Annotated in this window: 14 protein-coding genes and 2 tRNA genes; 8 read left to right on the top strand and 8 right to left on the bottom strand. The window is 67.2% G+C overall.

Annotation, left to right across the window (positions count from 1 at the left end; all coding sequences use genetic code 11):
* Positions 1-40 precede the first annotated feature (40 nt).
* Positions 41-1,255, top strand: a complete 1,215-nt coding sequence (locus tag AC5Y39_RS03490) for a low temperature requirement protein A (RefSeq protein ID WP_500015599.1) — start codon at positions 41-43, stop codon at positions 1,253-1,255.
* A 3-nt stretch (positions 1,256-1,258) separates the two neighbouring features.
* Here the strand turns inward: AC5Y39_RS03490 and AC5Y39_RS03495 are convergent, their stop codons facing one another.
* Together AC5Y39_RS03495 and AC5Y39_RS03500 are read right to left on the bottom strand one after the other, a co-directional pair.
* Positions 1,259-2,662 carry a serine/threonine-protein kinase gene (locus AC5Y39_RS03495; protein WP_500015187.1) on the bottom strand — a complete coding sequence of 468 codons (1,404 nt, stop codon included), beginning with the start codon at positions 2,660-2,662 and terminating at the stop codon, positions 1,259-1,261.
* 45 nt (positions 2,663-2,707) lie between these two features.
* Positions 2,708-3,109 carry a hypothetical protein gene (locus AC5Y39_RS03500; protein ID WP_500015185.1) on the bottom strand — a complete coding sequence of 134 codons (402 nt, stop codon included), beginning with the start codon at positions 3,107-3,109 and terminating at the stop codon, positions 2,708-2,710.
* Positions 3,110-3,461: 352 nt separating this feature from the next.
* Between AC5Y39_RS03500 and AC5Y39_RS03505 the strand changes: the two genes are divergently transcribed.
* Entirely contained in the window at positions 3,462-4,253 is a 792-nt protein-coding gene (locus AC5Y39_RS03505; protein ID WP_500015183.1) for an SDR family NAD(P)-dependent oxidoreductase, read from the top strand.
* Here the strand turns inward: AC5Y39_RS03505 and otsB are convergent.
* A complete protein-coding gene (gene otsB / locus AC5Y39_RS03510) occupies positions 4,216-5,379 on the bottom strand; it encodes a trehalose-phosphatase (protein ID WP_500015597.1) in 1,164 nt (387 codons plus the stop codon). The two genes, AC5Y39_RS03505 and otsB, sit on opposite strands and share 38 nt — an antisense overlap.
* A gap of 82 nt (positions 5,380-5,461) precedes the next feature.
* On the bottom strand, positions 5,462-6,472 hold the full coding sequence (locus tag AC5Y39_RS03515; protein WP_500015181.1) for a TIGR03617 family F420-dependent LLM class oxidoreductase: 1,011 nt from the start codon (positions 6,470-6,472) through the stop codon (positions 5,462-5,464).
* Between the two features lie 637 nt (positions 6,473-7,109).
* On the opposite strand from AC5Y39_RS03515, the gene AC5Y39_RS03520 reads away from it, so the two are divergent.
* The 3 genes from AC5Y39_RS03520 to AC5Y39_RS03530 all read left to right on the top strand — a co-directional run bounded on the left by AC5Y39_RS03520 (position 7,110) and on the right by AC5Y39_RS03530 (position 18,157).
* Complete coding sequence (locus tag AC5Y39_RS03520; protein ID WP_500015179.1) at positions 7,110-16,343, top strand: fatty acid synthase subunit beta domain-containing protein; 9,234 nt, start codon at positions 7,110-7,112, stop codon at positions 16,341-16,343.
* A gap of 9 nt (positions 16,344-16,352) precedes the next feature.
* Positions 16,353-16,748 (top strand): holo-ACP synthase AcpS, encoded by a 396-nt coding sequence (gene acpS / locus AC5Y39_RS03525; RefSeq protein ID WP_499908860.1) that lies wholly within the window; start codon positions 16,353-16,355, stop codon positions 16,746-16,748.
* A gap of 83 nt (positions 16,749-16,831) precedes the next feature.
* Complete coding sequence (locus AC5Y39_RS03530) at positions 16,832-18,157, top strand: dipeptidase (RefSeq protein WP_500015177.1); 1,326 nt, start codon at positions 16,832-16,834, stop codon at positions 18,155-18,157.
* Here AC5Y39_RS03530 and bcp read toward each other — a convergent pair.
* Positions 18,154-18,627 (bottom strand): thioredoxin-dependent thiol peroxidase, encoded by a 474-nt coding sequence (bcp, locus tag AC5Y39_RS03535; protein ID WP_500015175.1) that lies wholly within the window; start codon positions 18,625-18,627, stop codon positions 18,154-18,156. The two genes, AC5Y39_RS03530 and bcp, sit on opposite strands and share 4 nt — an antisense overlap.
* A gap of 101 nt (positions 18,628-18,728) precedes the next feature.
* Between bcp and AC5Y39_RS03540 the strand changes: the two genes are divergently transcribed.
* The gene (locus tag AC5Y39_RS03540; protein ID WP_500015173.1) at positions 18,729-18,956 is read left to right on the top strand and encodes a DUF3618 domain-containing protein; all 228 of its coding nucleotides are present in this window, start codon (positions 18,729-18,731) and stop codon (positions 18,954-18,956) included.
* Positions 18,957-19,424: 468 nt separating this feature from the next.
* On the opposite strand, the gene AC5Y39_RS03545 is transcribed toward AC5Y39_RS03540, so the two are convergent.
* Positions 19,425-19,497 (bottom strand) — tRNA-Lys (locus AC5Y39_RS03545).
* Between the two features lie 162 nt (positions 19,498-19,659).
* Between AC5Y39_RS03545 and AC5Y39_RS03550 the strand changes: the two genes are divergently transcribed.
* Entirely contained in the window at positions 19,660-20,880 is a 1,221-nt protein-coding gene (locus AC5Y39_RS03550; RefSeq protein WP_500015171.1) for a L,D-transpeptidase, read from the top strand.
* A 39-nt stretch (positions 20,881-20,919) separates the two neighbouring features.
* On the opposite strand, the gene AC5Y39_RS03555 is transcribed toward AC5Y39_RS03550, so the two are convergent.
* A tRNA-His gene (locus AC5Y39_RS03555) sits at positions 20,920-20,992 on the bottom strand.
* A 36-nt stretch (positions 20,993-21,028) separates the two neighbouring features.
* Positions 21,029-21,676: an oligoribonuclease gene (gene orn, locus AC5Y39_RS03560; RefSeq protein ID WP_500015169.1), complete on the bottom strand. Its 648-nt coding sequence runs from the start codon at positions 21,674-21,676 to the stop codon at positions 21,029-21,031.
* Between the two features lie 53 nt (positions 21,677-21,729).
* On the opposite strand from orn, the gene AC5Y39_RS03565 reads away from it, so the two are divergent.
* The gene (locus AC5Y39_RS03565) at positions 21,730-23,280 is read left to right on the top strand and encodes a helicase HerA-like domain-containing protein (RefSeq protein WP_500015167.1); all 1,551 of its coding nucleotides are present in this window, start codon (positions 21,730-21,732) and stop codon (positions 23,278-23,280) included.
* Positions 23,281-23,316 lie beyond the last annotated feature (36 nt).

A 23,316-nucleotide genomic window follows, 5' to 3' on the forward strand; every position in this document is an offset into this window, starting at 1 on the left:
AGACCAGACGGCGTCCGCACCGGCGCACCGCCTGCGCCGCATGTCTGGGCGCGACCCGCATGAGCAGTTCCGCGTCGCGACACCTCTGGAGCTGTTGTTCGACCTGACGTTCGTCGTCGGGTTCGGCGTCGCCGCTTCGGAATTCGCGCATGCGCTAGCGGAGAACCATGTCGGTTTGGGCCTGCTGGCGTTCACGTTCGCGACGTTCGCGGTGTGGTGGGCGTGGGTGAACTTCAGTTGGTTCGCCTCCGCGTACGACACCGACGACTGGGTGTATCGGCTCACCACGATGGTGCAGATGGTCGGCGTGGTCATCCTGGCGCTCGGTCTGCCGCAGACGTTCGCTTCGGTGCTGCAAGGGCACTACATCGACAACCGGATCATGATCGCCGGCTACGTGGTGATGCGGGTCGCGATGGTCGCCCAGTGGCTGCGGGCGGCAAAGCAGGACCCAAAGCACCGTAGCGCGTGTCTGACGTATGCGGCGAACATCGCCGTCGCCCAGATCGGTTGGGTCGGGTTGTTCCTGGCGCACACGACGTTTCGCACCACGCTGGTGTTCGTCTGTGTCCTCATCGCAGTGGAGATGCTCGGCCCGTTCGTCGCCGAAACCCGAAAGGGAGGCACGCCGTGGCACGCCCATCACATCGTCGAGCGCTACGGTCTGCTGACCATCATCGCGCTCGGTGAGGGCGTGATCGGCACCGTCGCATCGCTGTCGGCGGTCGTGGCGCAGCAAGGCTGGAGCGTAGGAGCCGTGCTGGTCGCGGTGGCCGGTATCGGGCTGACCTTCGGGATGTGGTGGACCTACTACGTCGTGCCGGCGGCGCCGCTGCTGCACGCGCACCGGGACCGCTCGTTCTGGTTCGGCTACCTGCATCTCCTGGTCATCGGCGCGATCGTCGCGACCGGGGCCGGGCTACACGTGGCGGCGTTCTACATCGAGCATCACGCCAAGATCGGGTCAGTGGCCACGGTGCTGTCGGTTGCCATTCCGGTGGCCGCGTTCATCGCGGCGGTCTATCTGCTGTACATGCTGCTAGTGCACAGGCGTGATGTGTTCCACGTGCTGCTCCTGGTGCTCACCGCGGTGGTGCTCGTGGCGTCGGTGGGCCTGGCGGCGGCGGGGGTGTCGATGCCGTTGTGCTTGGTCGTGGTCACGCTCGCGCCCGTCGTCACGGTCGTCGGCTTCGAGGTGCTCGGTCACCGGCACGCGGCCGAGGCGGTCAACCGTTCGCTGGCTCAAGGCAATTGACGGTCACGGCGGGCCGAAGATGTTGCCGCGCCGGATGTCCTCGCGACACTTCAGCCTCGTCTGGTGGGTTTCCTCCACGCAGACCCGCACCTGTTGTTCGATGCCGGGTTCGTACACCTGGTCGGTGGGACCCGGGGTGGCAGCCGAGGGGGCGGGCACCGAGCTGGTGTACAGCGACCACACCGTGTCACCCGTCGTCGGCAACTTCGAGCAGTAGGCCTGCGCGCCGGTGGATGTCACGCCTGCGGCGCCTAGGGTCGCGCAGTCGGCGCCTATCAGTACCACCGGCACCGCCGGCGCCGCTGGAGCGGCCGGTGCTGCGCTCGGCGACGCCGGCCGCGCAGGCTCACGGCTCGGTGATGCCGACAGCTCGCGGTCTCGGCCGAACAGCAGCACTGCGACAGCGGAGACACCCACGAGCAGCAGCGCCAGCACCACGGTGACGACCATGACCGGGCGGACTCGCGAGCGCTTCCGCACCGGGCTCGGCGGCTCCGATCGATGCCTGGGCCCCGATGCCGCGGGCGCCTCGGTGGTGACCTCGGTCGCGCCGGTCTCGGCGGCCACCGTGCCCAGCCGATGGGCGAGTGCCGTCGCGAACGCCGTGCAACTCTCGTAGCGGTCGGCCGGGCTTTTCGCCAGCGCCTTGGAGAACACCGGCCCCAGATCCGACAGGGCGGGCCGTCGGGTGCCGATGGCTGGCGGCGGCGCACTCAGGTGCTGGCTGATGACAACCGCCGGATTCGAATGCGCAAACAGCGGCGTCCCGGTCAGCAGATGAAAAGCCGTGGCGGCCAACGCGTACTGGTCCGCACGCCCGTCAAGCGGCTCGCCCATCAACTGCTCCGGCGCGGCATAAGCGACCGTCCCGACCGTCATGTTGGTTCCGGTCAAACCGCTGGCATCGTCCACCCAGCGCGCAATCCCGAAGTCGGCCAACAAGATTCGCCGCGCATCGGAATCGGGGTGTGACAACAGGATGTTCGCGGGCTTGACGTCGCGATGCAGTAGCTGACGCTGGTGTGCGTAATCGAGCGCGTCGGCAACCGCGGTGACGATCCTGACCACCTCGTCGGGTGGCATCCCGTGCGGATACCGCTCTTGCAGTAGTCGTGCCGCATCGGTGCCCTCGACGTAGTCCATCGAAATCCACAGCTGGCCCTCGAACTCGCCGCGGTCGTGCACGCCGACGATGTGCGGATGCCACAGCGTGGCGGCGATGTCGGCTTCGCGGTTGAAGCGCTGACGGTATTCGTGGTCGCCGGTGAACGTGGTCGGGAGCACCTTTAGCGCGTCATTGCGCGGAAGCCTGGGGTGTCGGGCCAAATAGATTTCGCCCATCCCCCCGGAACCCAGGTGCCGCAGGATCGTGTAGCCCGCGAAACTCTGGCCATCGGCCAACGGCATGGGCGCATACTACAAGTCGCCGGCCGACGGCGAACTCGATCAGGCTTACCCGGCTCGTGTTTCTCCGCGAGTGCCGCCAACGGCACGACGCCGGTCCCGGCTGACCGACAGCAGTGACCTTCCGTCGGGATGCACGACGCGATGCGGCGACGCCGACGCCGGGCGGGCGGAGGAGAGCGGCCGGAACCGCCGGTCCAGCGCGGCGATCATCCAGTCGATCTCTTGCTGCTCGCGCTGCGCACGGCGGACCAGGCGGGCAATGTCACGGATGCCGGCCAGATCGCCGGCGGCCTCGTAGCTGGCGATTGTCCCGAGGTGCTTGGCGATCTCGACCTCGAGCTCTGCGCGCTGCTCGGTGAGCAGACGACGGAAGTAGGCGCCCTGGCTGCGGTCGGCTGCTTCCGAGGCGGTGGCCTCGAACTTGTCCCTGCTCGCGGAGTCGTTCACCAGAGGAAATTAACCCGGGCACCCGGTAGCCGCACGGCGGCGCCGCCGGGCGTCTCGGCGGTTCAGCCCGGTCGGCTCAGGAGTTGCCAACTGTCACTCAGTCCTCAGGAGCAAAAGCAGCAAACTGATTTTCGGGGTGCTGCTGGAATGGATTTGCAGCTGACACGGGCAAACTCCCTCGCTGCCAACAGTTTTGGGCACTGGGTCGGCCAGCGGGTTCCCGGCCGGTCTGAGATCAGCAAATCAGACGGGCGCGTGGCGGTGGCCACCGGCGCCGCAGCGGAGGAATTCGAATCGTTGTGAGGCTTACCTGCGGCGAATGACTTCTGCCGGCCTCGGGTAGCCCACTCCAATGGCTGACGACAACCCCGTCGCCCTGGTCACCGGGGCGTCAAGCGGCATCGGCTTCGAGCTGGCCGCCCAGTTCGTCGAGCACGGCTACGACGTAGTGGCCGCCGCCGACGGTGACGGTATCCATGAGGCGGCGCGGCGGCTGTCCGCGGGCGGCGCGCATGTGCAACCCGTCCAGGTCGACCTGCGCACGGCCGACGGCGTCGAGCATCTGTACAAAGCGGCCACCGAGGGTGGCCGTCCGATCGCGGCGGCGGCGCTGAACGCCGGTGTCGGACGCGGCGGCAAGTTCGTGGACACGGATTTGGCGGACGAGCTGGACATCGTCGACCTCAACGTCCGCTCCACCGTGCACCTGGCGAAGCTGGTGTTGCGGGACATGGCGGCCCGCAACGCCGGCAAGGTGCTGTTCACGTCGTCGATCGCGTCGACCATGCCCGGCTCGTACCAAGCGGTCTACAACGCCTCGAAATCGTTCGTCCAGTCATTCGCCGAGGCGCTGCGCGACGAACTGCGCGACACCGACGTCACGGTCACGTCGCTGATGCCGGGGCCCACCGACACCAATTTCTTCACCCGGGCCAAGATGCGCAACACCGCGGTGGGCCGCCTGCCCAAGGACGATCCCGCCAAGGTTGCCCGACAGGGTTTCGAGGCGATGATGCGCGACGAACGAAAGGTGGTCGCGTCGTCGCCGATGAGCAAGCTCACCGCCACGATGAATCAATTCCTGCCCGATGCAGTCACCGCGAAGCTCAATCGCCTGCTGTCGCTGCCGTTGCGAAATCGCTGATCCGGTTCAGGAATTCGCGGACTTCGTCTGGATCCTCGAGGGTGAATCTGGCTGCCGAGCGGCGGTCGCCGTCTTCGGTGTGGCGCACCAGAATTCCGATGCCGTCGTCGCGCACGGCGTCGAAGGCGTCTTCGTCGGTCAGGTCGTCGCCGATATAGATCGGCAGCACATCCGGTCCCTCCGATGCCGCGATCTGCCGACGGATCCACGACAACGTCGTGCCCTTGTTCCAGTCGACGTCGGGCCGAAGCTCGATGACCTTGCGGCCGTTGGTGACACGAAGACGCTCCCGCCGGCCGATGCGGTGCGTGCTGGCCGCGACTTCGCCGATGTGCTCGTCGTCGACGTCACGGTAGTGGACGGCGACGGCAAAACGCTTGTGCTCCACCCGAACTCCGCTGACCGACGCCAGCGTCTCGCGCAGCTCCTCGGCCGCGTGCTCCAGCACTGGCACGGCGGCCGCGGCGTCGTCGTTGCGGCGGTAGCTGCCGTCGGGCGCTACGGACTCGAAACCGTGGCTGCCCGCATACCACAGGCCGGCCACCCCCACTCGGTCACGGATATCAGCCAGGTCGCGACCCGACAGGATCGCGACCGGACACCGCGTCGCCAATCGGGCAAGAGCCTCTGCGGCGCCGTCGACCAGCCGTGCGGTGTCCGGGTCGGGCACGATCGCCGACAGCGTGCCGTCGAAGTCCAGGCACACTGCCGGGCGGTGGCCGTCGACGATCTCGGCAATCTGCCCGAAGGACTCGAGGGCGTCGGGGATCTGCGACATCGGGCGGTCGCCCGTGCGCACCCCGATCTCGCCCAGGTCGTCGATCAGGGCGTCGGCGCCGCGTTCCAGCAGCGTGCCGGAGTTGTCGGCGTCAAGCCCAATCACCAACGAGAAACCCCCGTTTCGAGCCGCGGCTATTCCGTCTGGGGAGGTGTCGACGACGACGGAACGTTCGGCCCGGGCGCGCAGCCGCCGCGCCGTCTCACGAAGCCGCGACACATCCGTGGGACCGGGCTCGGCAACCGCAGTACGGACGCCGACTTCGTGTAGTCGGTCGATCAGCTGATCGATCGAATCACCTTGCGGCACTTGAAAAATCACGGCGTCGTGCAGGCGCGGATCGATCATGACCCGGGGTGAGGCACCGTCACCGGTCTGCGAGGTGATCACGCGGAAATCCTTGCACACCGCACGGCACGCGACGTCGTTGCTAGCCGGCGTGCAGCGCCGCAGTCAGGGCCCGGATGTCGGCGTTGGGAATCTCGTAGCCCGGGAAGTACACGCAGACGCGCTGTGCCACATCACCGAACCTGGCCAGGATTTCGGCGGCGCAGTCCTCCGGTGTGCCCCGCACGGCCAGCGTGGTCAACAGCTGGTCGTCCACAAGATCGGTCATCGCGGCGATGTCGCCGCGTTTGGACAGTTGGTTGAGCTGCGGTTGCAGCTCGCCACGGCCTTCGATCTCCAGCACAGGCACGTAGGCAGGCGTCGATCCGTAGAACGCCAGCAGTCGGCGCACTCCCTTGCTGGCGGCCTGCAATTGAGACTCGGTGCGCCCGACGGCGGCGATCACCTGCGGGACGATGTCGAAGTCGGCACCGCGGCGGCCGGCGCGGCGCAGCCCGTCGTCGACCGCCGCGAGTGTCCGCTCGCGGAAGTGGCGCGCCGAGTGAAACGGCATCACGAGCAGCCCGTCGGCCACCTCGGCGGCGGCCCGGGTCATCAGTGGGCCAAGGGCACCGAGGTAGATCGGCGGAACCCCGTGCGGGTTCGGGCCCGGGTCGAACGTCGGGGTCATCAACGTGTGCTTGGTGAATTCGCCGCGAAACTGCAGCGGTTCGTTGTGCTGCCAGGCGGTCAGGATGGCCCGCACGGCAAGGACGGTTTCACGCATCCGTGCGGCGGGACGGCTCCAGCTGCTGCCGTAGCGGCTTTCGATGTGCGGCCGGATCTGCGAGCCCAAACCAAGGCGAAATCGACCGCGCGACAGCAGCTGTAGGTCATAGGCGGCGTGCGCCAGGTGCATCGGGCTGCGCGGCAATGCGATCGCGACATTGGTCATCAGTTCAAGATCCGTGGCGGCGGCGGCAGCGGCGAGCGGAAGGAAGACGTCGTGCTGGCCCTCGAAGGTGAACAGGCCTTCGACGCCGGTCGCCGCGAGTTCTCGGGCGCGTTCGCCGGCTCGATCCGGGCGCGCGTCGAGCTGAATGTGCACGTGCATCGGCTCAGCTTCGCGGTGCCGACACTGGCGTCGCATACGCGACACGCCGCCGGCCCGTTCGAATCCGCAGACTCGCGGAACTGCGGCCAGGTGGCCGTCGACATCGACCACATTCCTCAAAGCCGAACTTCGGCCGCTGGGATTAACTGCAACTAGCAGTTTCGGGCACAACGCCAGCAAACTTTTTTCGTCGATTTCAGTGAACAATTGTCGACTGATTGCCCGAGCAAGTGCTTGCCCGGCCGCCGCGTGCTGACGCGCGCGTCGATAAATTCCTTCATAACGATTTGGTAACAATCATGCCGTGAACAGCGCTGTTGTAGCTACTCGACCGTAACCACCGGCATGCAGGCGGTTTGTCGCGCAACCTCCAGAGCCCGAATCGGCGCCTTGTTACAAACTCGACGGTTACTTATGCGTAGAACTCGCCAGTAACCATTCTTGTGGGCATGACCGGCCAATTTCTTATGCCACTCTTATTGCAGTCAGCGGGGCGAGCAGAGCCGCGGCGGACCGTCGCCGGCGCGCCGCGGCCGGCAGGCACCGCTGGAGATTCGACGGGGAATCGCAACACCCTTCGCGACGCAGCGCAAGGACACAGGCGAGACACGGAAACGATGCTGAGGAGACGCGACACGTGACGATTCACGAACACGACTGGGTGCCCGCTGGCCGCGACGGCGACTCCCCGACGCCCGCGTCCAGTCACGCCCTGGTCGATCGTCTCAGCGCCGGCGAACCGTACGCGGTGGCGTTCGGTGGGCAGGGCAGCGGCTGGCTGGAGAACCTCGAGGAACTGGTGTCGTCGGCCGGCATCGAAGACGACCTGGCGGCTCTTGTGGCCGAAGCCGAGCGGATGCTGGCGCCGATTGCCGACGAACTCGTGGTGGTGCGTCCGATCGGATTCGAGCCGCTGCGCTGGGTGCGGGCGCTGGCCGCCGGTGAGCCGGTGCCCACCGCCAAGCAGCTCACTTCGGCTGCCACGTCGATGCCGGGCATCCTGCTCACTCAACTGGCCGCCATCCGCGCGCTGACCCGTCAAGGCATGGATTTCGCCGCCACCCCGCCCGTGGCCTGCGCCGGGCACTCCCAGGGTGTGCTGGCCGTCGAGTCGCTGACCACCGGCGGCGCCCGTGACGCCGAACTGATGGTCCTGATCCAGCTGATCGGAGCCGCATGCACGCTGGTGGCGCGCCGACGCGGCATCTCGGCGCTGGGCAACCGCCCGCCGATGGTGTCGGTCACCAACGCCGACCCGCAGCGGATCCGAGAACTGCTCGACGAATTCGCCAAGGACGTCCGTACGGTGCTGCCGCCGGCGTTGTCGATCCGCAACGGCCGGCGCTCGTCGGTGATCACCGGCAGCCCCGAGCAGCTGGCCCGCTTCGAGCTGTACTGCCGGCAGATCGCCGACACCGAGGCCGCCGAACGCAAGAACAAGCTGCGCGGCGGTGCCGTGTTCAACCCGACCTTCGAGCCGGTGCAGGTGGAGGTCGGCTTCCATACCCCGCGGCTGTCCGACGGCGTGACGATGATCGACCGCTGGGCCGAGACGATCGGGCTCGACGCAGAGCTGGCCCACGACATGGCCGAGTCGATCCTCGTGCGGCCGGTCGACTGGGTGCAGGAGGTCGACAAGCTGCACCGAGCCGGGGCCAAGTGGATCCTCGATCTAGGGCCCAGCGACATCCTGACCCGCCTCACGGCCCCGGTGATCCGCGGCCTGGGCGTCGGCATCGTCCCGGCGGCCACCCGCGGCGGACAGCGCAACCTGTTCACCGTCGGTGCCGTCCCGGAGGTCGCTCAGCCGTGGGCCAGCTACGCCCCGGGCGTGGTCCGGCTGCCCGACGGGGCAGTGAAGCTGTCGACGAAGTTCACCCGCCTCACCGGGCGCTCACCGATCCTGCTCGCGGGCATGACGCCGACGACCGTAGACGCCAAGATCGTCGCCGCGGCCGCCAACGCCGGGCACTGGGCCGAACTCGCCGGCGGCGGGCAGGTCACCGAGGAGATCTTCACCAGGCGCATCGAGGAATTGCAGACGCTGCTGGAGCCCGGCCGGGCGATCCAGTTCAACTCGCTGTTCCTTGACCCTTACCTGTGGAAGCTGCAGATCGGCGGCAAGCGGCTGGTGCAGAAGGCGCGCCAGGCGGGCGCGCCGATCGACGGTGTCGTCGTCAGCGCGGGCATCCCCGAGCTGGAAGAGGCCGTCGAGCTGATCGACGAACTCCGCAGTGTCGGCATCTCCCACGTGGTGTTCAAGCCGGGCACCGTCGAGCAGATTCGCTCGGTGATCCGCATCGCCGCGGAGGTGCCCACCAAGCCGGTGATCGTGCACATCGAGGGCGGTCGCGCCGGCGGTCACCATTCCTGGGAGGACCTCGACGACCTGCTGCTGACCACGTACTCCGAGTTGCGAGCCCGCTCCAACATCACCGTGTGCGTCGGCGGCGGCATCGGCACGCCCGAGCGCGCGGCGGAATACCTGTCCGGGAAATGGGCTGTGCGCCATGGCTATCCGTTGATGCCCATCGACGGCATCCTGGTAGGCACCGCGGCGATGGCCACCAAGGAAGCCACCACCTCGCCGCAGGTCAAGCAGATGCTCGTGGCCACGCAGGGCACCGACCAGTGGATCGGCGCCGGAAAAGCCCAGGGCGGCATGGCTTCCAGCCGCAGTCAGCTCGGCGCTGACATTCACGAGATCGACAACGCCGCGTCGCGCTGCGGTCGGCTGCTCGACGAGGTGGCCGGAGACGCCGACGCCGTGGCGGCGCGCCGCGACGAGATCATCGCCGCGATGGCCGCCACCTGCAAACCATATTTCGGTGATGTCGGCGAGATGACGTACGCGCAGTGGCTGCGCCGGTACGTCGAACTGGCTGTGGGAGAAGGAAGTTCGACGGCCGACACCGCTTCTTCGGACACGCCGTGGCTCGACGTCAGCTGGCGCGACCGCTTCGAGCAGATGCTCAAGCGCACGGAAGCGCGCTTGCATCCCAGGGATTTCGGGCCGATCGAGACTCTATTCGACGACCCGCAACTGTTGGAGCGGCCGCATGACGCAATCGCCGCGCTGCTGGCCCGTTTCCCCGACGCCCAGACCATCCAGCTTCATCCGGCCGACGTGCCGTTCTTTGTCGAACTGTGCAAGACCCTGGGCAAGCCGGTCAACTTCGTCCCTGTCATCGACAAGGACGTGCGCCGGTGGTGGCGCAGCGATTCGTTGTGGCAGGCCCACGACGCCCGCTATGACGCCGATGCGGTGTGCATCATTCCCGGTACCGCCGCGGTAGCGGGCATCACCCGCGTCGACGAACCCGTCGGCGAGCTGCTCGACCGGTTCGAGCAGGCCGCCATCGACCAGGTGCTGGCGTCCGGCGCCCAGCCCCAGCCGCTGCTGTCCCGGCGGCAGGTTCGCAAGGACGTCTCCGGTCCGCTGGCCGCGGTCCTGGACGCCCCGGACGTCGTCTGGGCCGGCCGCATGGCCAGCAACCCAGTGCACCGCATCGCCGACCCGGCCGACTGGCAGGTACGTGACAACCGTTCTGCCACACCCCATTCCACCGGTGCCCGACTCGAAGTGACCGCTGACGACCAGGTGGTGCTGTCTGTTCCGCTGTCGGGCACGTGGGTCGACATCAGATTGACGCTCACCGATGTGGTGCGCGACGGCGGCGCGCCTGTCGTGTCCGTTCAAGACGCCTCTGCCGCAATGCGTTCGGTTCTCGCGATCGCCGCCGGCGTCGACGGCCCCGATGCGATGCCGGCCGTCGAGGACGGCGCGGCCCGAATCACGGTCGCGTGGAATCCCGAGGAGGTCGCCGACCACACCGGCGTCACGGCAACGTTCGGCGCGCCGCTGGCGCCGACGCTGAGCGTCGTACCCGACGCGCTCGTCGGCCGTTGCTGGCCCGCGGTGTTCGCGGCGATCGGCGCGGCCACCACCAGCAGCGGCTTCCCCGTGGTGGAAGGGTTGCTCAGCCTGGTGCACCTCGACCACGCCGCGCATCTGCACACCACGCTGCCGACGCAGGCTGTCGAATTGAGCGTCACCGCAACCGCTTCCGAAGCCACCGACACAGAGGTCGGTCGGGTGGTGCCGGTGGAGGTCACCGTCACCACGGCGGACGGCACGCTGCTGGCCACGCTTCAGGAGCGGTTCGCGATCCGCGGCCGCACCGGCGCAGCGGAGCTCACCGATCCCGTGCGTGCCGGAGGCGCCGTATCGGACAACGCCACCGACACTCCGCGTCGGCGCCGCCGCGACGTCACGGTGACCGCACCCACTGACATGCGGCCCTTCGCCGTCGTGTCGGGCGACCACAACCCGATCCACACCGACCGCGCCGCGGCATTGCTGGCTGGGTTGAAAGGCCCGATCGTGCACGGGATGTGGCTGTCGGCGGCGGCTCAGCACGTTGCCGCCGCCACCGACGGGCAGGCCAGGCCGCCGGCACGGGTGATCGGTTGGACCGCGCGGTTCTTGGGCATGGTAAAGCCGGGCGCCGAGATCGATTTCCGCGTCGACCGGGTCGGGATCGACCAGGGCGCCGAGGTTTTGGAGGTAGCGGCCCGCGTCGGCTCCGAGCTCGTCATGTCGGCGACCGCACGGCTGGCCGCACCGAAAACCGTGTACGCGTTCCCCGGCCAGGGCATCCAGCACAAGGGCATGGGCATGGAGGTCCGAGCCCGCAGCAAGGCCGCCCGCAAGGTCTGGGACTCCGCCGACAAGTTCACCCGCGAGACGCTGGGTTTCTCTGTGCTGCACGTGGTTCGGGACAACCCGACCAGCCTGATCGCCGCCGGGGTGCATTACCAGCACCCCGACGGTGTGCTCTATCTGACGCAATTCACCCAAGTCGCGATGGCCACTGTCGCGGCCGCGCAAGTCGCCGAGATGCGCGAGAAGGGCGCATTCGTCGAAGACGCAATCGCGTGCGGGCATTCGGTTGGTGAATACACCGCGCTGGCATGCGTGTCCGGGGTCTACGAACTCGAGGCGCTGCTGGAGGTGGTGTTCCACCGCGGCAGCAAGATGCACGACATCGTGCCGCGCGACGAGCTGGGCCGGTCCAACTACCGGCTGGCCGCCATCCGGCCGTCGCAGATCGACTTGGCCGACAAGGACGTCCCGGCGTTCATCGACGAAATAGCCCGGCGCACAGGAGAATTCCTGGAGATCGTCAACTACAACCTGCGCGGCTCGCAGTATGCGATCGCCGGCACCGTGCGCGGCTTGGAAGAGTTGGAGAAGGAGGTCGAGCGACGCCGCGAGATCACCGGAGGCAAGCGGTCGTTCATCCTGGTGCCCGGCATCGACGTGCCCTTCCACAGCTCGGTGCTGCGCGTCGGCGTGCCGGAGTTCCGCCGCTCGCTCGAGCGGGTCATGCCGCGGGACAAAGATCCGGACCTGATCATCGGGCGCTACATCCCCAACCTGGTGCCGCGGCCGTTCTCCCTGGACCGCGACTTCATCCAGGAGATCCGCGATCTGGTGCCGGCCGAGCCGCTCGACGAGGTCCTCGCCGACTACGACACGTGGCGTAACGAGCGGCCGCGCGAGCTGTGCCGCAAGGTCGTCATCGAGCTGTTGGCATGGCAGTTCGCCAGTCCCGTGCGCTGGATCGAGACGCAGGATTTGCTCTTCACCGAGGAGGCCGCCGGTGGGCTCGGCGTCGAGCGGTTCGTCGAAATCGGGGTGAAGTCCTCGCCGACGGTGTCGGGACTCGCGTCGAACACGCTGAAGCTCACCGAATACGCCCACAGCACAGTGGAAGTGCTCAACTCCGAGCGCGACGCGGCGGTCCTGTTCGCGACGGACACCGACCCCGAACCCGAGGCCGAGATCGACGAGGCCGTCGAAACAGCCTCTGCGCCCGTAGAATCCGTGCCCGCACCCGCGGCACCGACTGCCCCGGCTAATTCGCCGCAGCCGGATGTCGCGCCCGTCGGCGCTCCGCGGCCCGACGACATCCCCTTCGACGCCTCGGACGCCACGCTCGCGCTGATCGCGCTGTCGGCCAAGATGCGCATCGACCAGATCGAGCCACTGGACTCGATCGAGTCGATCACCGACGGAGCGTCGTCGCGGCGCAACCAACTGCTGGTCGACCTCGGTTCCGAGCTGAACCTCGGCGCCATCGACGGCGCCGCGGAAGCCGACCTGTCCACGCTCAAGTCGCAGCTGACCAAGCTTGCGCGCACCTACAAGCCGTTCGGGCCCGTGCTGTCCGACGCGATCAACGACCAGCTGCGCACCGTACTGGGCCCGTCGGGCAAGCGGCCCAACTACATCGCCGAGCGTGTCCGCAAGACGTGGGAACTTGGCGACGGGTGGGCCAAGCACGTCACGGTCGAGGTGGCGCTCGGCACTCGGGAAGGCAACAGCGTGCGCGGCGGCAGCCTCGGCGCCCTGCACGACGGCGCGCTCGCGGACACGGCGTCCGTCGACAAGGTGATCGACGCGGCCGTGGCCGCGGTGGCCGCACGCCGAGGCATCGCGGTCGCGCTGCCGTCGGCCGGTGGCAACGGAAACGCGACCGTCGACGCGGCGGCACTGTCGGAGTTCACCGAGCAGATCACCGGACGCGACGGCGTGCTGGCCAACGCGGCCCGACTGGTGCTCAACCAGCTCGGCCTCGACGACCCGGTCAGCACACCGGCGACGGCCACCGACGCGGAGCTGATCGACCTCGTCACCGCCGAACTCGGTTCGGACTGGCCGCGATTGGTCGCGCCGGTGTTCGACGGGCGCAAGGCTGTGGTGTTCGACGACCGCTGGGCCAGCGCCCGCGAAGACCTCGTGAAGATCTGGCTGATGGACGACGACGAGGTCGACGCCAACTGGGCAGCGCTGGCCGAGCGTTTCGAAGGCGCCGGACACATCGTGGGCACGCAGGCCACCTGGTGGCAGGGTAAGGCGCTGGCCGCGGGCCGCAACATCCACGCGTCGCTGTTCGCCCGTGCCGCGGCCGGGGCGGAGAACCCCGGCAAGGGCCGCTACAGCGACGATGTCGCAGTGGTCACCGGCGCGTCGAAGGGCTCGATTGCGGCGGCCGTGGTCGGGCGGTTGCTCGACGGCGGCGCGACGGTGATCGCGACCACGTCGCGGTTCGACGACGACCGGTTGGCGTTCTATCGCGCCCTGTACCGCGACCACGCGCGTTTCGGTGCGGTGCTGTGGGTGGTGCCGGCAAATATGGCGTCATACTCCGACATCGATGCGCTGGTGTCGTGGATCGGCAGCGAGCAGACGGAAAGCCTTGGGCCGCAGTCGATTCACATCAAGGACGCGCAGACGCCGACGTTGCTGTTGCCGTTCGCGGCGCCGCGCGTCTCCGGCGATTTGTCGGAGGCCGGTGCCCGCGCCGAGATGGAGATGAAGGTGCTGCTGTGGGCCGTGCAGCGGCTCATCGGCGGGCTGTCGACGATCGGGGCCGAACGCGACATCGCGTCGCGACTGCACGTGGTGCTGCCCGGCTCGCCGAACCGAGGCATGTTCGGCGGTGACGGCGCCTACGGCGAGGCCAAGTCGGCGCTCGACGCAGTGGTGTCGCGGTGGAAGGCGGAGTCGTCGTGGGCGCAGCGCGTGTCGCTGGTGCACGCGCTGATCGGCTGGACCCGTGGCACTGGGTTGATGGGTCACAACGACGTGATCGTCGACGCGGTCGAAGAAGCCGGCGTCACAACGTATTCCACCGACGAGATGGCGGCAATGCTGCTGTCGCTGTGCGACCCGGAGTCGCGGGTGGCCGCGTCGATGGAGCCGTTGCACGCCGACCTGACCGGTGGCCTGGCCGACGCCCAGCTCGACATGGCCGAGCTGGCTGCCAAGGCTCGCGAGGAAATGTCAAGCGAGACAGCGGAATCCGCCGCAGACGATGCCGGCACCATCGCTGCCTTGCCGTCGCCCCCGCGCGGCTACACCGCGGCACCGCCGCCGCCTTGGGAAGACCTCGACGTCGACCCGGCCGATTTGGTGGTCATCGTCGGCGGCGCGGAACTCGGGCCGTACGGTTCGTCGCGTACCCGCTACGAGATGGAGGTCGACAACGAGCTGTCGGCTGCCGGCGTTCTGGAACTGGCGTGGACCACCGGGCTGATCAAATGGGAGAACGACCCGAGGCCCGGCTGGTACGACACCGAAACCGGTGAGCTGGTCGACGAATCCGAGCTCGTCGAGCGGTATCACGACGCGGTCGTGGAGCGCACCGGCATCCGCGAGTTCGTCGATGACGGCGCGATCGACCCGGATCACGCATCGCCGCTTCTGGTGTCGGTGTTCTTGGACAAGGACTTCACGTTCGTCGTCTCCAGCGAGGCCGACGCGCGGGCGTTCGTCCAGTTCGACCCCGAACACACGGTCATCCGGCCGCTGCCGGACAGCACGGATTGGCAGGTGACCCGGAAGGCCGGTACCGAGATTCGGGTGCCGCGCAAGACCAAGCTGTCGCGGACCGTCGGCGGGCAGATCCCCACCGGGTTCGACCCGACCGTGTATGGCATCACCCCGGACATGGCCAGCTCGATCGACCGGGTGGCGCTGTGGAACATCGTCGCCACCGTCGACGCATTCCTGTCATCCGGCTTCACTCCGGCAGAGCTGATGCGCTGGGTGCACCCGAGCCTGGTGGCCAACACCCAGGGCACCGGCATGGGCGGCATGACGTCGATGCAGACGATGTACCACGGCAACCTGCTCGGCCGGAACAAGCCGAACGACATCCTGCAGGAAGTGCTGCCGAATGTCGTTGCGGCCCACGTGGTTCAGAGCTACGTCGGCAGCTACGGCGCGATGATCCACCCCGTCGGGGCGTGCGCCACCGCGGCGGTGTCGGTCGAGGAGGGCGTCGACAAGATTCGGCTCGGCAAGGCCGAGCTGGTGGTAGCCGGCGGCTTCGACGACCTCACGCTGGAGGCGATCATCGGCTTCGGTGACATGGCGGCCACTGCCGACACCGAGATGATGCGTGCCCGAGGCATCAGCGACTCGAGGTTCTCTCGCGCCAACGACCGGCGCCGGTTGGGCTTCGTCGAGTCGCAGGGCGGCGGGACGATCCTGCTGGCGCGCGGCGACCTCGCGGTGAAGATGGGGCTGCCGGTGCTCGCGGTCGTGGCGTACGCGCAGAGCTTCGGCGACGGCGTGCACACCTCGATCCCGGCGCCGGGCATGGGTGCGCTCGGCGCGGGACGAGGCGGCAAGCAGTCGGTGCTGGCGCGGTCGCTGGCCAAGCTCGGCGTGGGTGCCGACGACATCGCGGTGATCTCCAAGCACGACACCTCGACGCTGGCCAACGATCCCAACGAGACCGAGCTGCACGAGCGGCTCGCGGAGTCGCTGGGCCGGTCCGACGGGGCGCCGCTATTCGTGGTGTCGCAGAAGAGCCTCACCGGCCACGCCAAGGGCGGCGCGGCGGTGTTCCAGATCATGGGGCTGTGCCAGATCCTGCGCGACGGCGTCGTTCCGCCGAACCGCAGCCTGGACTGCGTCGACGACGAGATGGCCGGCTCGGCACACTTCGTGTGGCCGCGCGAGACGCTGCGGCTCGGGGAGAAGTTCCCGCTGAAGGCGGGGCTGGTCACCAGCCTGGGGTTCGGGCACGTGTCGGGTCTGGTCGCCCTGGTGCACCCGCAGGCGTTCCTGGCCACGCTGTCGGAGGAGCAGCGGCGTGACTACAAGCAGCGGGCAGATGCGCGGGTGATGGCCGGTCAGCGGCGGCTGGTGTCGGCGATCGCCGGTGGGCAGCCGCTCTACGAGCGGCCCGCCGACCGCCGCTTCGACCACAATGGCTCCGAGAAGCGCCAAGAGGCCGAGATGCTGCTGGATCCCGCGTCGCGTCTCGGCGACCGGGATGTCTACACCCGCTAGGTTGCCTCTATGGCGATAGTGGGGTTGGGGATCGACCTGGTCTTCATCCCCGATTTCGCGGAGCAGGTCGACCAGCCGGGAACGGTGTTCGCGGAGACGTTCACGCCGGGGGAGCGCCGCGACGCCGCCGACAAGAGCTCGTCGGCAGCACGCCATCTGGCTGCGCGCTGGGCCGCCAAGGAGGCGGTGATCAAAGCGTGGTCGGGGTCACGGTTCGCGCAGCGGCCGGTGCTGCCGGAGGGGATCCACCGCGATATCGAGGTGGTCACCGACATGTGGGGACGGCCGAAGGTGCGGCTGTCCGGCGCGATCGCCGAGCATCTCGCTGACGTCACCATCCACGTGTCGCTGTGCCACGAGGGCGACACCGCCGCCGCCGTCGCGGTCCTCGAGGCCCCCGCCTGACCGCGCGAGCAGACGCTAACTCGCATCTGGCGACCGAGGATTATGCGATTCAGCGTCTGCTCGCGCGGCTAGCCTCGGGAGCCATGAGCGATCTTGTCGAGCGCGTCCGCGATGTCCTGCCCTCGGTTCGCCGCGATCTCGAGGACCTGGTGCGCATCGAGTCGGTATGGGCCGACCCGGGACGCCGCACAGAAGTGCAGCGCAGTGCGCAAGCGGTCGCCGACCTGTTGACAGCGGCCGGTTTCGACGACGTCGAGATCGTCGCCGAAGGTGGCGCCCCTGCCGTCATCGCCCGCCACCCCGCCCCGCCCGGCGCGCCGACGGTGCTGCTCTACGCCCACCATGACGTGCAGCCCGAGGGCGACCCGGACCAGTGGGCATCGCCGCCGTTCGAGCCGGCAGAACGCGGCGGCAGACTATACGGCCGCGGCACCGCCGACGACAAAGCGGGGATTGCAACGCATTTGGCGGCGTTCCGGGCGCACCAGGGTAAGCCGCCGGTCGGCGTCACAGTGTTCGTCGAAGGCGAAGAGGAGTCTGGGTCACCGTCGCTGCATCGGCTGCTCGACGCACACCGCGACAAGCTGGCTGCCGACGTGATTGTGCTTGCGGATTCGATGAATTGGAGCGTCGACGTGCCGTCGCTGACGGTGTCGCTGCGCGGACTGGTGGACTGCGTGGTCGAGGTGGCGACTCTCGACCATGGTCTGCATTCCGGCATGTGGGGCGGCGTGGTGCCCGACGCGCTGATGGTGCTGACGCGGCTGCTGGCGAGCCTGCACGACGACGAGGGAAACGTGGCCGTCGCCGGCCTGCATGAAGGTACTGCCGCGGAACTCGACTACCCACCCGAGCGGGTGCGCCAGGAGACCGGCCTGCTCGACGGCGTTCGGGAGATCGGCAGCGGCACTGTGCCGCAACGGCTTTGGGCCAAGCCGGCGCTCACTGTGATCGGCATCGACACCACACCGATCGCACGGTCGTCGAACACACTGATCCCCAGCGCTCGCGCAAAGATCAGCCTTCGCGTGGCGCCCGGCGGCGACCCGAAAGCCCACCTCGACGCGCTCATCCGCCATCTGCAGGAGCACGTGCCGTGGGGCGCGAAAATGACTGTCACACAAGGAGATCTCGGTCAGCCCTACGCGGTCGAGGCCACCGGACCGGTCTACGACGCGGCCCGGTCGGCGTTCCTGGAAGCTTGGGGCACCGAGGCCGTCGACATGGGGATCGGTGGATCGATCCCGTTCATCGCCGCGTTCGCCGAGGCCTTTCCCGATGCGAAGATCCTGGTCACCGGCGTGGAAGATCCTGACACACAAGCGCATAGCGTCGACGAGAGCCTACATCTCGGTGTACTGGAACGTGCCGCGGTCGCGGAGGCGCTGTTGCTGGAGAAGCTCGGTTAGACGTTCAGGTCGCGTCGCAGCTTGTCGACGTGCCCGGTCGCCTTGACGTTGTACTGAGCCAACGCGATCTTGCCCTGTTCGTCGACGACGAACGTCGACCGGATGACACCTTGCACCGTCTTGCCGTACATCTTCTTCTCGCCGTAGGCGCCCCACTTCGTCAACACTTCGCGATCGGGATCCGACAGAAGTGGAAAGGTCAGCCCTTCGGCGTCGCGGAACTTGGCCAGCTTGGCTTGCTTGTCCGGCGAGATACCGACGACGTCCAGTCCGGCTTTGTTCAGCTCGTGCAGGTTGTCGCGGAAATCGCACGCCTGTTTGGTACAGCCAGGAGTCGACGCTGCCGGGTAGAAGTAGACGATCAACTTGCGGCCGCGGTAATCCGCCAGCGACACGGTGTTGCCGTCGGCGTCTTCAAGGCTGAAGTCGGGGGCTTTGTCTCCCACCTCGAGCCGCGTCGTCGCGCTCATCTGCTGGATTATCCCTTCGTCCCACACCAGTGCGCTGGTTCGCACCTCGGCTGATCTAGGGTAGTGCGGCAGGCAGCAACCCTTCACAGGCGGAGGACATCGTGGCGGACCGTGACCCTGAGGCCATCAAAGCCGACATCGACCGTGCCCGCGACCAGTTGGCTGCCACCGTCGACACGCTGACCGAACGGGCCCATCCGCGCCGGTTGGTCAACGACCTCAAAATCGCCACCGTCACGTTCCTGAAGAAACCGCCCGTGACGTACACATTGATCGGCGTCGGAGCGCTCACTGTGGTGTTGGCGATCCGCCGAGTGCGCAACGGCTGACAGCAGCGCGACGGCTAGGCGCTGGTGCGCCGCCGCCACCACCCGACGAATCCAAGCGCACGGACGCGCATGGTGCCCACGCGCCCGAGCCTGTTGCAGGTGTGGACGGTAGTAGGTAGCTGTGTGTACTTGCTACGCGATTGCTCAGCAATGGCTGAGGTGCCGCCGGAACCCACTGGCCCCGAACCCTCCGGCTGGCTCCCTGACATCTACAAAGACCCCGGTTCCCTACGTGCAACGGCTATTTGCCGTCTGAACGTGTCGATTCTGCTAATGATGTTCGCAAACCTACCCTCGGGACCGGCGAACCACAAGCAAACAATCAGAAATTGCCGAGGAACGGGCCGTGGCGATTTGAGATTTGCTGGCTGAACTGGCATAACGGTCTAACGACGAGCCAGCCGTGTTGTGAGCGTCACAAAAAGCGGCACCAAGGATGTTGGCGCGCAGGCAAATACAAAGCAACGGTGCGCCGTCAGGGTTTCGAACCCCGGACCCGCTGATTAAGAGTCAGCTGCTCTACCAACTGAGCTAACGGCGCGTCGACTGGCGACGATAACAGGCTAACGCAGCGCGAGCCAAAGCAGGCACCTGCCAACGGAACGGCGTTACCCGTCGATGGCACGCTGCACGCCCAGGTTGCCCTTAGACTATTGCCAAAGAACGGTAACGAATTAGCCGTGGCTGTGAGGTGGAACGACGTATGTTGCAGGTCCGTTCAGCGACGCGTGGGCGTCGGCATCGGTCCTGGTTGATCGCTCTCACCCTGGTCTCGGCACTGGCCTTTGGCCTCAGCGGCTGCGGCAGCAACTCCGCGCCCGACGCGCCGAAGGTGATCACCGACAAAGGCACTCCATACGCCGATCTTCTGGTGCCCAAACTGCAGGCATCTGTCAAAGACGGGGCGGTCGGTGTCGCGGTGGATCAGCCGGTGACGGTCACCGCCGAAGACGGTGTGCTGGGGGCGGTGAGCCTCTCGAAGTCCGACGGCACCCCGGTGGAGGGGAAGCTGAGTCCTGACGGGCTCACGTGGTCGACCAGCGAACCGCTGGGCTACAACAAGCAGTACACGCTGACTGCAGAGGCACTCGGGCTCAGCGGCATCTCCCGTCAGCGCATGACGTTTCGCACTCACTCGCCCGAGAACCTGACGTCGGCGTATGTCTTGCCGAACGACGGCGAGGTGGTGGGCGTCGGGCAGCCGGTGGCAATTCGCTTCGACGAGAACATCCCGAACCGGCTGGCCGCGCAGCGTGCGATCAAGATCACGACGAACCCTCCGGTCGAGGGGGCGTTCTACTGGCTGAACAATCGGGAATTGCGTTGGCGCCCCGAGAAATTCTGGAAGCCCGGCACCCAAGTGGACGTGGCAGTCGACATCTACGGCGTCGACATGGGCAACGGCCTGTTCGGCCAGGACGACGTCAAGACGCACTTCACCATCGGTGACGAGGTGATCGCTACCGCCGACGACAATACGAAGACCATCACGGTGCGTCGCAATGGCGAAGTGATCAAGACCATACCCACCTCGATGGGCAAGAACAGCACGCCGACCAACAACGGCATCTACATCGTCGGCGACCGGTTCAAGCACATCATCATGGACTCGTCGACCTACGGCGTTCCGGTCAACTCGCCCAACGGATACCGCACCGACGTCGACTGGGCGACCCAGATCTCTTACAGCGGCATCTTCGTGCACTCCGCGCCATGGTCGGTGGGGGCGCAGGGCAACACCAACACGAGCCACGGTTGCCTGAACGTCAGCCCCAGCAATGCGATCTGGTTCTACAACAACACCAAACGCGGCGACATCGTCCAGATCGTCAACACGGTCGGGGCCACCTTGCCGGGCACCGACGGGCTGGGGGACTGGAACATCCCGTGGGAGCAGTGGAAGGCCGGCAACGCCAACACATAGCGTCGCGGCGCCGCTGCCAAAAACGAGCCCTGACTTCGGGGTGAGTGACGGGACTCGAACCCGCGACTTCCAGGACCACAACCTGGTGCTCTACCAGCTGAACTACACTCACCATCGCCGCCTGCACGCGCGGGCGGCGAACGCGATATTAACCGCTTGTGGCCTCCGGAGCCGAATCCAGATCCCTCGACGGGCCGGCGCATCCGTTGATCTCCATCGCGATCGCCTCGATTTCGCTGGTCGACGGCCCTGGTGGGGGCACGAACGCGGTGCGCCGGTAGTACTTCAGCTCGCGGATCGACTCGTGGATGTCGGCGACGGCGCGGTGCGCCAACCCCTTCTCCGGCTGGCCGTAATAGATGCGGGGATACCACCGCCGGCACAGTTCCTTGATCGAGCTCACGTCGATCATCCGGTAGTGCAGGTAGTCGTCGAGGGCAGGCATGTCGCGGGCGATGAATCCGCGGTCGGTGGCAATCGAGTTGCCCGCCAACGGCGCTGTCTTAGCTTGTGGCACAAAGGCTTTGACGTAGTCGAGCACCATCGCCTCGGCCTGCGCCACGTCGACCGTCGACGCTCGCACCTCCTCGACCAGCCCCGAGCGGGTGTGCATCTCGACGACCACGTCGAGCATCCCGGACAGCGCGTCGTCGTCGGCGTGGATCACCACGTCCACCCCTTCGCCCAGCACGTTCAACTCACCGTCGGTGACCAGCGCGGCGATCTCGATGAGCCGGTCCTTTCGAAGGTCGAGGCCGGTCATCTCGCAGTCGATCCACACCAATTCGTCACGCACAGCGCTCAACAGTAAGCCGTCATGGCTGCTCGTTGGCAGTAGTGTCAGGTCCGATGAGCACAGAACCGTCGCTATCGCCCGCCCAGCAGATCGCCGCCGGGTACGCAGGAAAGGGCCAAGCGCTGGAGCTGGGCACGGTGGTGGTCGACGGCGTAGTCGATCCCGGCGCCCGGATTCGCATTCCGCTGGCCACGGTTAACCGCCACGGCCTTGTGGCCGGCGCGACCGGCACCGGTAAGACGAAGTCGCTGCAGGTGATGGCCGAGCAGCTGTCGGCGGCGGGCGTGCCGGTCACGATGGCCGACATCAAGGGCGACCTGTCGGGGCTGTCACGGCCCGGTTTGGCCACGGACAAGGTCACTGCCCGCGCCAAGGACACCGGTGACGACTGGGCTCCTGCCGCATTTCCTGTCGAGTTTCTGTCCCTGGGCACGGGCGGCGTCGGCGTGCCGGTGCGCGCGACCATTTCCAGCTTCGGCCCGATCTTGCTGTCAAAGGTGCTGGGGCTCAACCAGACTCAGGAGTCGACTCTCGGCCTGATCTTCCACTGGGCAGACCAGAAGGGCCTGTCACTTCTCGACCTGAAAGATCTGCGCTCCGTCATCACGTACTTGTCCAGCGACGAAGGCAAACCCGAGCTCAAGGCGCTCGGCGCGGTATCACCGACCACTGCCGGTGTGATTCTGCGCGCGCTGGTGAACCTCGAAGCCGAAGGCGCCGACACGTTCTTCGGTGAGCCCGAGTTGGAGGCCAAGGATCTGTTCCGGCTGGATTCGCAGGGCCGCGGCGTCATCACACTGCTCGAACTGGGCAGCCAAGCGACCAGGCCGGTGCTGTTCTCGACGTTTCTGATGTGGGTCCTGGCCGATTTGTTCACCTTCCTTCCCGAGGTCGGGGACCTGGACAAGCCCAAGCTCGTGTTCTTCTTCGACGAGGCTCATCTGCTTTTCACCGACGCCTCGAAGGCGTTCCTCGAGCAGGTGGAACAGACCGTCAAGCTGATCCGGTCCAAAGGTGTCGGCGTCTTCTTCTGCACCCAGCTGCCCACCGACGTGCCCAACGACGTGCTCTCGCAACTGGGGGCCCGCATCCAGCACGCGATTCGCGCGTTCACCCCGGACGACCAGAAGGCGCTTGCCAAGACGGTCCGCACCTTCCCGAAAACCAAGGCGTACGACCTCGAGTCGGCGCTGACGTCCCTGGGCATCGGTGAGGCGATAGTCACCGTGCTATCGGAGAGCGGCGCGCCGACGCCGGTGGCGTGGACGCGGATGCGCTCGCCGCGTTCGCTGATGGATGCCGTCGGCCCCGACGCTATCGCCGTCGCCGCCAAATCGAGTCCGCTGCAAGCGGTGTATGGCGAGACTATCGACCGGGAGTCCGCCTATGAGCGGCTCAACGCGCGGTTGGCGCCGCCGGCTGAACAGTCCGGCGAGGCGACCGTTTCCGGCACCGCTACAGCGCGAAATGCCGCCGAGCCGGGATTCTTCGAGAAGATGTTCGAGAGCCCGGCGTTCAAGAGCGCCATGCGGTCAGCCGGCACCGTGCTCGGCCGCGAGATCACGCGCAGCATTCTGGGGACGGGCAGCCGGCGCCGGCGTTGAGCGCTCGAGGCGGTAACTGGCGCGGCGAACATCGAG

The sequence above is a fragment of the Mycobacterium sp. NGS39 genome, from assembly GCF_059812765.1.

Excerpts from the sequence above, each read along its gene's own strand:
- AC5Y39_RS03495 (WP_500015187.1), bottom strand. The coding sequence starts at position 2,662 with ATGCCGTTGGCCGATGGCCAGAGTTTCGCGGGCTACACGATCCTGCGG.
- bcp (WP_500015175.1), bottom strand. The coding sequence starts at position 18,627 with ATGAGCGCGACGACGCGGCTCGAGGTGGGAGACAAAGCCCCCGACTTC.
- acpS (WP_499908860.1), top strand. The coding sequence starts at position 16,353 with ATGGCGATAGTGGGGTTGGGGATCGACCTGGTCTTCATCCCCGATTTC.
- AC5Y39_RS03565 (WP_500015167.1), top strand. The coding sequence starts at position 21,730 with ATGAGCACAGAACCGTCGCTATCGCCCGCCCAGCAGATCGCCGCCGGG.
- AC5Y39_RS03530 (WP_500015177.1), top strand. The coding sequence starts at position 16,832 with ATGAGCGATCTTGTCGAGCGCGTCCGCGATGTCCTGCCCTCGGTTCGC.
- AC5Y39_RS03515 (WP_500015181.1), bottom strand. The coding sequence starts at position 6,472 with ATGCACGTGCACATTCAGCTCGACGCGCGCCCGGATCGAGCCGGCGAA.
- AC5Y39_RS03505 (WP_500015183.1), top strand. The coding sequence starts at position 3,462 with ATGGCTGACGACAACCCCGTCGCCCTGGTCACCGGGGCGTCAAGCGGC.
- AC5Y39_RS03550 (WP_500015171.1), top strand. The coding sequence starts at position 19,660 with ATGTTGCAGGTCCGTTCAGCGACGCGTGGGCGTCGGCATCGGTCCTGG.
- AC5Y39_RS03490 (WP_500015599.1), top strand. The coding sequence starts at position 41 with ATGTCTGGGCGCGACCCGCATGAGCAGTTCCGCGTCGCGACACCTCTG.
- otsB (WP_500015597.1), bottom strand. The coding sequence starts at position 5,379 with ATGATCGATCCGCGCCTGCACGACGCCGTGATTTTTCAAGTGCCGCAA.